The organism is Natrinema hispanicum (assembly GCF_004217335.1).
GTDB classification, from domain to species: Archaea; Halobacteriota; Halobacteria; order Halobacteriales; family Natrialbaceae; genus Natrinema; species Natrinema hispanicum.
The window spans coordinates 386,791-394,153 of sequence record NZ_SHMP01000006.1 but is presented as its reverse complement, the minus strand read 5'-3'; the positions used below and the strand labels follow the sequence as shown (position 1 = coordinate 394,153).

The window sequence follows — 7,363 nt, the reverse complement described above, 5'->3', positions numbered from 1 at the left end:
CAGCCGCATCGCTCGCTGGCTGTTCACAACTCGAGTCGATCACGCAGAGCGATTCGGGAAGTGCCGATGGCCCGCTGACCGTGACTGTCATGCCGGATCAAGAGAAACTGGCAAGTTACGAGCAGGACCTCCGCCAATCCATCGAGAACGGTAGCATCACTCAGCAACAAGCTGGTCAGCGGTTCCAGGACAAACAGCGCGAGCTGACCGAGGAGGCTGGAACGGCGATCCAGGATCTGGCCAGCGCCAACGACGACGTGACGATCGAACAATCGTCCCCGTCGTTCGGCTTCTTCCTCATCGATGCACCCCCTGCGACCATCGTTGGTGCGCTACAAAGCGGCGACATCAACGCGATCTATGCCGCCGACCGGTACGAACAGTTCGCGCAGCGACGAGACCAACTCCAGCAACAACAGGCGGCAGCCGACGACCAGCAGGGAGCGACGAACAACTCGACCGATGTGAGCGGCGACACGAACGAGTCGACCACCGGCACCGAGTCGTAACTGCTTATACTGTCGGACAGAAGTCAATACGAAGTCGGTCGCGGATTCGCGGCCGTCTCCACCGGTGACGGCCGCAGCAGAGCGACCGATCTTCACGTCGTTCTGTCCGGCAGTATTATTCGACGCTGAACGGACTCTCGCGCTCGGTCCACTTCCACCCCGGCAGCCGTTCCTGAAAGCCGGCGGCCAATGCGGCCTCGCAGTCGTCGACGCCGGCGTTTTCGTCTGCGTCGCCGTGGACGTGGACGTCGGCGTAGTGGAACGTCGCCTCACCGAGCGTCCGAAGCGGTTGCTCGCCGGCGATCGTTCCGGCGAGTTCGCGACCGAGGAGTTCATCGACAATGAACCCTGGATAGTCGCCCTCGACATCGAGGTCTCTGAGGATGGCGACCAAGGCAGCGACGTTGACTGCCAGATCGCCGTCAGCAAAGACGTCGTCGACCGCCGCACGGTACTGTGTCGTCGTCACCGCATCGACATCGGTCTCGAAGATCTCTCCGAGGTCGTCGCGGACATCGTTGATGATCGGGACGACGCGATCGGCACGGGCTGCAATCCAGTCTCGTTCCTCGCTGACGCGAGTGGGCGTGACGTGCATTGCTATCGACGACGGTCGCATCTCCCAAAGCTCTGTAGCATTCGTCACACCTACACCGGCGAGAGACCGCGTTCAACGCTCCTGTTGGCCAACAGGAGCGCCGCTCCGGTCCCAGTTTTGCGAAGGCTTTTATACTCCGCAAAGAATAGCCTCGAGTAAGCGGGTTCTCCCTGGAATCTTCCCGCACGAACCAGGATAACCGATCCGGGAGCGTCTTCGTCAGGCATGGAGTAGGATACGATGATCCAAGAGACGAGACGGAGTGTGAGCTACGTTGTCCCGTCCGGACGACACTCACCACCGATGTTGACACGGCGGCCGCCGGTCAGCGGTCGTCACGACACCGAGTTCCGTCAGTTGTCTCCGATCGCCTCCGCCCGGCCCGGCGGCGTCCCCGATCCCGGACGGCGAGTTCACGCAAGCCACATTGGCGACCTATGAGCACTGTAGAGCAGCAACTCGACGATCTCAAAGCACAGATCACGAGCGAGTTACCGAGCGATATCTCGGTCTCCTCGGTGAAATACGAAGGCCCCGAACTGGTGGTCTACACTCGCGATCCGAAAAAGTTTGCCCAGCAGGGCGATCTCATCCGACAGCTCGCGAGCAAGCTTCGCAAGCGGATCACCGTCCGGCCCGACCCAAGCGTTCTCTCGCGACCCGAGCAGGCCCGCGAGGAGATCATGGGCGTTATTCCCGACGAAGCCGGGGTGACCGATCTCGATTTCCACGCCGATACCGGCGAAGTCGTCATCGAGGCCGAAAAGCCCGGCATGGTGATCGGCCGTCACGGCTCGACGCTCCGCGAAATCACGAAAAACGTCGGCTGGACGCCCGAAGTCGTCCGTACCCCGCCGATCGAATCTTCGACCGTCTCGAACGTCCGGAGTTTTCTCAAACAGGAACGCGACGAGCGCCGAGACATCTTGGAGAAGGTCGGCCGACAGATCCACCGCGAGGAGATGTCCGACGACGAGTACGTCCGCATCACCACACTGGGTTGCTGTCGTGAAGTCGGTCGCGCGTCGTTTATTCTCTCGACGCCCGAAACCCGCATCCTCATCGACTGCGGTGATAAACCCGGCGCGGAAGGCGAAGTGCCCTATCTCCACGCACCCGAGGCACTCGGCGCTGGCCCCCAGACCATCGACGCCGTCGTCCTCACCCACGCCCACCTCGACCACTCCGCGCTCATTCCGCTCCTGTTCAAGTACGGCTACGACGGCCCGATCTACTGTACCGAACCCACACGGGACCTGATGGGCCTGCTGACCCTCGACTATCTCGACGTCGCGGCCAAAGAAGGCCGCAGCCCACCCTACGAGAGCGAACAGGTCCGCGAAGCGATCAAACACACCATCCCGCTCGAGTATGGCGACGTCACCGACATCGCACCGGACGTCAAACTCACCCTCCACAACGCCGGCCACATCCTCGGCTCGGCCGTCTCGCACTTCCACATCGGTGACGGCCTCTACAACGTCGCCTTCTCCGGCGACATTCACTACGAGGACACGCGCCTGTTCAACGGCGCGACCAACGACTTCCCGCGGGTCGAAACGCTCGTGATGGAGTCGACCTACGGCGGTCGCAACGACTACCAGACCGACCAGCAGGACTCCGAAGAGAGACTCAAGGAAGTCATCAACGAGACCTACGAGCAGGGTGGCAAGGTCGTCATTCCGGCGTTCGCGGTCGGCCGCTCCCAAGAAATCATGCTCGTCTTAGAGGAGGCGATGCGCAACGGCGACATCCCCTCGATGCCGGTCCACTTAGACGGCATGATCTGGGAGGCGACGGCGATCCACACCACCTACCCCGAATACCTCCGTGACGACCTGCGCGACCGCATCTTCCATGAGGACGAAAACCCCTTCCTCGCCGAGGAATTCAACCACATCGACGGCGGCGAGGAAGAACGCCAGGACGTCGCCGACGGCGACTCCTGTATCATCCTCTCGACTTCAGGGATGGTCACCGGCGGCCCGATCATGTCCTGGCTCTCGCATATCGGCCCTGACCCGGACTCGACGCTCGTCTTCGTCGGCTATCAGGCCCAGGGAACCCTCGGCCGACGCATTCAGAACGGTTGGGACGAGATTCCGACCAGCGAAGTCGGTGCCATGGGCAACGGCGGCGGCCGCGGCACCCTCTCGCTAAATATGGACGTCGAAACCGTCGATGGCTTCTCCGGCCACGCCGACCGCGCCGGCCTCGAGAACTTCGTCAAAACGATGAACCCACGTCCCGAGAAGGTCCTCTGTGTCCACGGCGACGAACGCTCCACACAGGACCTCTCGAGTGCGCTCTATCACAACTACGACATGCGCACCTTCGCGCCGAAGAATCTGGAAACCTTCCGTTTCCTCTAAAGAAAGCCCTCGTTCGGTCTTGACAGACCTCACTCGCCCTTTCAATGTCTACCGGAGCGCCAGGCGCTCCGGTCGCCCGGAAATCGAAGATTTCCGCAGGCCACTAGGGCGACATTGGCACGGCGCGCAGGTTCGCGCGCCGTGCGGTCGGCCTGCCCTCCCCCGTGACTCGAGCGCTCGCCACTTGATCGAGGCGCGCGCTCGAGTCGGCCACGCGGATGACCAATCGAGTTCGAAGTCGCTCAGAATCTCGAGCAGGGAGTTACCGACTGTTGTTCGATGAGGTGGCCGCTTCGCCATCGGCCGCTATCGACTCGTCTCCGTCCCAGCGCTCTTCGTGGACGAGCGTCTCCATATCGAGTCGCTCACGCCATCCTTCCTGCTGAAGCACGGGTTCTTCGGGGAAGCCGTCTTCCGGATAGCCGAGACAGAGATACGCGATCGGCTTGACGTGTGGCGGAATGTCGAGCACCCCCTGAACCTCGTAGGGATAGAGGACGCTCACCCAGCCGACGCCGACGCCTTCCGCGCGAGCCGCTAGCCAGAGGTTCTGCACCGCGAGACACGTCGAGTAGACGTCGGTGCGCTTCATCGAATTGCGACCCAGCACGTGGGGCGCGCCGCGGGTCGGATCGCAGGTCACACAGATGTTGATCGGGGACTCACGAATGCCCTCGAGTTTCAACTCCGCGAACTCGCTACGGCGCGGTTCCTCGTAGCCCTCGCGGGCGGCCGCGATGGCGCGCTCTGCGATCGACGCGATCTCGGCTTTGGTCTCATCGTTGCGGATAACCACGAGATCCCACGGCTGCGAGAACCCGACGCTCGGTGCGTGATGGGCGGCCTGCAGCAGTCGCTCGAGCACCTCCTCGGGAATCGGATCGTCACGAAACCGCCGGATGTCGCGCCGGGCGTAAATCGTCTTGTACACTGCCTCCCGTTCCGCATCCGTGAATGCAACCATTGTTTCACAACTGCAATCAACATTGTATAAATCCAGTGACTAGCCGCTGGGAGGGGACTCGAGCGAGGACAGCCGAGACCGGCTGCCAACAGTGACGAGAGGAGTCGCCGGCCCGGTCACTCGGGAGCGTCGGCCGGATCGACGACCTCGCCCGTCGCAGGATAGACGCCGACCTGCTCACAGAGATCGGCCATCGGGCACGCCTCGGGATCGTCCAGACAGGCAGGCTTGCGCGCAGTGCAGTACTCGCGGCCGAACTGGATCGTCGCCGTGTGGCCAAAGCCACACTTGGCCGCGGGGACGTCGCGCTCGAGGATCTCACGAACGGTTTCGTGATCGGCATCCGGCGGCGCGATTCCCAGCCGCCGGTAGATCCGGTGGACGTGCGTGTCAACGGGGAAGACGCCACCGCGACCGCCCGCAAAGAGCAGGACACAATCGGCGGTCTTCGGGCCGACGCCGCGAACCTCGAGCAGCGTCTCGCGAACCGCTGCCGGTGCCTCGTCTTTGACGAACGTATCGAACGCGGCGGCAGAGCCGAAGTCCTCGAGTACCCACTCGGCGGTATCGATGATGGTTTCGGACTTCTGGTTGTACAGCCCCGCCGAGCTGATCGTCTCGGCGAGCGTTGACTGCTCGGCATGGGCGAGCGATTCGGCCAGATCGACGTCGTCCCCATCGTAGCGCTCGAGCAGTGCGTCATGAGCCGGCTGGCTCGCCTTATCGCTCGTGTTCTGGCTCAGAATCGTCCGGACGAGACAGGTAAAGGCGTCCTGCCCGCCGTAGGTCTTCTGCCAGTACAGCTCACCCAGTCGGTCGACGACCGCCTCTGCGCGGGTGTCGGCTGTCGCTGGATCGAACTCGGCGGCCACACCGCCACCTGCCGTGCCACCGCTGATGTTGACGGCTGGCTCCGGATCATCGCTCATATCGGGATGATAGAACGGACAGGACAAAACCGCGACGGAAGCGGTGGCTCGAGCGGCGCTGACGACCGGTCACTCGACGCGAATCGTCACCGTCACGTCGGCACCGTCAGCCAGTGCGTCGACGAGGTCGCGGTCGAACCCCTCGGCTGCGAACTCTGCACCAACCATGATCGTCCGGTCGTCGATGTAGTCGCTCGTTCGTCCGACCGCGCTTCGCTCGTTGGTCAGTTCGAGATCGGGGTGGCCACGTCCCGAGACCGATTCCGTGTAGCCGTCGGCCTCGAGCGTGACCGTGATCGTTGCGTCGGCGTCCTGACATGCCACGACGAACTCGGGGTCGAAATCAGCCGGGGAACGGTCGGCCTCGATCGCGAGAATGCAATCGCCCGCAGGAGTGAGATAGTCATCGGTCGTCACTTCGAAGGTGCTCGCGTGTTCGGCGCTGACGTGCTCGTGACCGCGAGCACGGATGATTTCTTCCATGCAACGGAGTTCGGTGCCGGTCGGAAAACGGAATCGGATCGGGCCGACCGCGAGTCCGTGCGCCGTTTAGACGAGGCTCGCGCCGTCGAAGTCGCCGCGGCTGTAGTCGATCTCCATCAGTTCGAGGATCGTCGGCGTGATGTCGAACAGGTCGGCGTCGTCGATCGTCGCCTCCGGATCGTCGATATAGAGCGACGTGTTGTCGAAGCTGTGCATCCCGTTACGCGGGCCCGTATCAAAGACATCGGCGTCGCCTTTGAAGCCGGACTTGAGGTCGAAGCCTTTGTTCGGGATCGCGACCAGATCGGGCGCGATGTCGTCGTGGTCGCCACGGAAGGCTGCTTCCTTCTCGACGACGCGGTCGACGACCTTGTTGCCGTCGGGGCCTTCGAGCGCCTCGAGGTCGGCTTTGAGCTGGTCGCGGATCTCGTCGTACTCGGATTCGGGGACGGAGCCGCGGGGTTCGCGTCCCTCGAGATTGATGTAGAAGCGCCCGGGGATGAACGAGTAGGCTTTCGTATCAGTCGAGATGTCGCCCAGTTCCTCGGGGTCGTCGGTCTGGAAGGAGAGCCAGCCCTCCTCGCGAAGCCACTCGTTGAAGTGGACCTCGTAGTCGAGACTGGTAAAGCCGTGGTCGGAGGCGACGATCATGGTGGCGTCGTCGGGGAGTGCCTCGCGGAGGCGGCCGATGTAGTCGTCGACCTTTTGGTAGAACTCGAGGAAGTCGTCTTTGTACTCGCCGTCGCGCTCGTAGTCCTTGAACAGGAAGTGGTTGACCCGGTCGGTCGTCATGAAGACGCCGAAAAAGAGGTCCCAGTCATCTTCCTCGATGTAGTGTTTGAACGCCTCGAAGCGCGCGTCGACCGTCGCGTGGGCGTCCTCGATGAACTCTGCTTTGTCGTCCTGATGGCCGAGTTTCGGGTTGACGTCGATCCGGTAGTCGAGCGTCTCGAGGTAGCTCCCGACATCGTCGGGGTAGGCAGCCTTCTCGAGGTCGGGCGAGAGAAAGCCCGAGACCATCCGCTGGATGTCACGCTGTGGCGGGAAGGTGACGGGGACGTTCATCACGGTCGCCTCGCGACCGGCCGCTTGAACGCGGTCCCAGACGCGGTCAGCTTGAACGTCACGCCCCATCGGAACGTAGGTATCGTAGGTGCCGACTTCCCGGTCCTGGAAGCCGTAAACGCCGGTCTCGCCTGGGTTTTTCCCGGTCGTCAGCGACGGCCAGCAGGCGCTGGATTCCGGCGGGACGATGCTCGAAATCTCCGCCGCCGTGCCGTCGTCAGCGAGCGCTGCAAAGTTGGGAAACAGTTCCTCGTGCTCCGAGAGGAGACTATACGGTACGCCGTCGACCCCAATAAACGCGACTCGGGGGTCACCGTCGCCCCGTAATCGGTCGAACAGACCCATGGCCGGACGTAGTTCGACCGGGTACAAGAAGGTTCGTTTCGGAACAGTGTTTTGCGAATACCTGCGACGGAAGCCGTCGGTTCGACGGCCGCCGACTG

At 62.7% G+C, this 7,363-nt stretch carries 7 protein-coding genes; 2 read left to right on the top strand and 5 right to left on the bottom strand.

Annotation, left to right across the window (positions count from 1 at the left end):
- Positions 1–509: hypothetical protein (locus BDK88_RS16475; RefSeq protein ID WP_207225304.1), on the top strand; the 509-nt coding region annotated here is incomplete at its 5' end.
- A 115-nt stretch (positions 510–624) separates the two neighbouring features.
- Here the strand turns inward: BDK88_RS16475 and BDK88_RS16465 are convergent.
- The gene (locus BDK88_RS16465; RefSeq protein WP_130499825.1) at positions 625–1,107 is read right to left on the bottom strand and encodes a hypothetical protein; all 483 of its coding nucleotides are present in this window, start codon (positions 1,105–1,107) and stop codon (positions 625–627) included.
- A 437-nt stretch (positions 1,108–1,544) separates the two neighbouring features.
- Here BDK88_RS16465 and BDK88_RS16460 point away from each other — a divergent pair, with 437 nt between their 5' ends.
- Positions 1,545–3,479: a beta-CASP ribonuclease aCPSF1 gene (locus BDK88_RS16460; protein WP_130499824.1), complete on the top strand. Its 1,935-nt coding sequence runs from the start codon at positions 1,545–1,547 to the stop codon at positions 3,477–3,479.
- Between the two features lie 262 nt (positions 3,480–3,741).
- On the opposite strand, the gene bluB is transcribed toward BDK88_RS16460, so the two are convergent.
- The 4 genes from bluB to BDK88_RS16440 all read right to left on the bottom strand — a co-directional run bounded on the left by bluB (position 3,742) and on the right by BDK88_RS16440 (position 7,265).
- Positions 3,742–4,443 carry a 5,6-dimethylbenzimidazole synthase gene (bluB, locus tag BDK88_RS16455; protein ID WP_130499823.1) on the bottom strand — a complete coding sequence of 234 codons (702 nt, stop codon included), beginning with the start codon at positions 4,441–4,443 and terminating at the stop codon, positions 3,742–3,744.
- Positions 4,444–4,559: 116 nt separating this feature from the next.
- The gene (locus tag BDK88_RS16450) at positions 4,560–5,372 is read right to left on the bottom strand and encodes an endonuclease III domain-containing protein (protein ID WP_130499822.1); all 813 of its coding nucleotides are present in this window, start codon (positions 5,370–5,372) and stop codon (positions 4,560–4,562) included.
- 69 nt (positions 5,373–5,441) lie between these two features.
- Positions 5,442–5,855, bottom strand: a complete 414-nt coding sequence (locus BDK88_RS16445; protein WP_130499821.1) for a DUF371 domain-containing protein — start codon at positions 5,853–5,855, stop codon at positions 5,442–5,444.
- Between the two features lie 66 nt (positions 5,856–5,921).
- Positions 5,922–7,265, bottom strand: coding sequence for an alkaline phosphatase family protein (locus BDK88_RS16440; protein ID WP_130501378.1), 1,344 nt, complete (start codon positions 7,263–7,265; stop codon positions 5,922–5,924).
- Between the last annotated feature and the right edge of the window lie 98 nt (positions 7,266–7,363).